Raw genomic sequence first — 1,246 nt, forward strand, 5'->3', positions numbered from 1 at the left:
GTGACCTGCCCCCCGGCGGTCCCTCGCTCATAACGAGAGTCTTGCGGTTGAGTATTCCGGCACGCTCGCCTGCACAAGCGCGTCGGGCGTGATGCTATCGTTCTGCACGAACGTCCGACGCGCTTGTGCAGGCGTTCGATTTCCCAACGACGAGTGGGGCCGAACATGGTTGTAGTCGTAGCGCCAGATGCCCAGCTTCCGGCGGGCATCGGCTAGGCTGTCGAACAGTTCCTCGTTGAGCAGTTCATCGCGCAATGAGCCGTTGAAGCTCTCGATAAAGCCGTTCTGCTGGGGCTTTCCGGGGTCGATGTAATGCCACTCGACCTTGTTCTTGCTGGCCCACTGCAAGATCGCCCGGCTCGTAAATTCAGTGCCATTATCACTGACGATGCAAGCAGGTTTTCCATGCAGTCGAACCAGAGCATCCAGTTCGCGCGCCACCCGAGCCCCCGAGATGCTGGTGTCCGCCGCCAGACAAAGGTTCTCCCGGCAGCAATCATCGTTGATCGCCAGAATCCTGAACTTGCGCGATGCGCCAAACGTATCGGAGACAAAGTCCATCGACCAGCGGTCACCAGGGCGAAGGGCTCCCGGCACTGGTGTCCGACTGCCTCGGGCGCGCTTGCGGCCGCGTCGTCGGCGCACGGACAAGCCTTCCTCTCGATATAGCCGGTAGAGCTTCTTGTGGTTCATGCTCATGCCCTTGCGCTCCAGCATGACGCCGATCCGGCGATAGCCGAACCGACGGCGCTGCCCTGCGATCTCCCGCATGGCTTCACGAATGGCTCCGTGGTCCGGCGGGCGTTCGCGCCTGACCGTCTTGGGATCGACGCCAATCAGCACGCAGGCCCGACGCTGTGAGACCTGGTAGTCCCGCATCACACCGAGCGCCACGTCGCGCCGCTGGCCCGGCGTCGTCAGCCTTTTCCCAGCAGGTCCTTCAGGATCGCGTTGTCCAGCATGCTGTCGGCCAGAAGCCGCTTCAGCCTGCCGTTCTCGTCCTCCAGTTGCCGCAACCGATGGGCATCGGAAACCTCCATACCGCCGTACTTTGCCTTCAGCTTGTAGAAGGTCGCCGTGCTCAGGCCATGCTTGCGGCAAACCTCCACCGTTGGAAGTCCAGCCTCCTGTTCCTTGATCATCCCGATGATCTGCGCCTCGGTGAAACGGCTCTTCCTCATGCGTCTGCTCCTTCCTCGTGGGCAGACTCTACATCAGAATGAGGGACCTTTCGGGGGGCAGGTCA

General features: G+C 61.7%; 1 protein-coding gene. It reads right to left on the reverse strand.

What is annotated here, in order from left to right:
* Window positions 1–27: 27 nt before the first annotated feature.
* Window positions 28–1,181 (reverse strand): IS3 family transposase gene (locus tag QOL62_RS19795; protein ID WP_283407312.1). Its coding sequence is split into 2 segments (ribosomal slippage): window positions 28–923 and window positions 923–1,181, totalling 1,155 coding nucleotides; the frame shifts between segments, so codons are not numbered across the junction.
* Between the last annotated feature and the right edge of the window lie 65 nt (window positions 1,182–1,246).

Origin of the sequence: Novosphingobium panipatense, from assembly GCF_900182875.1 — a bacterium.
In the GTDB taxonomy this organism is placed as follows: Bacteria; Pseudomonadota; Alphaproteobacteria; order Sphingomonadales; family Sphingomonadaceae; genus Novosphingobium; species Novosphingobium panipatense.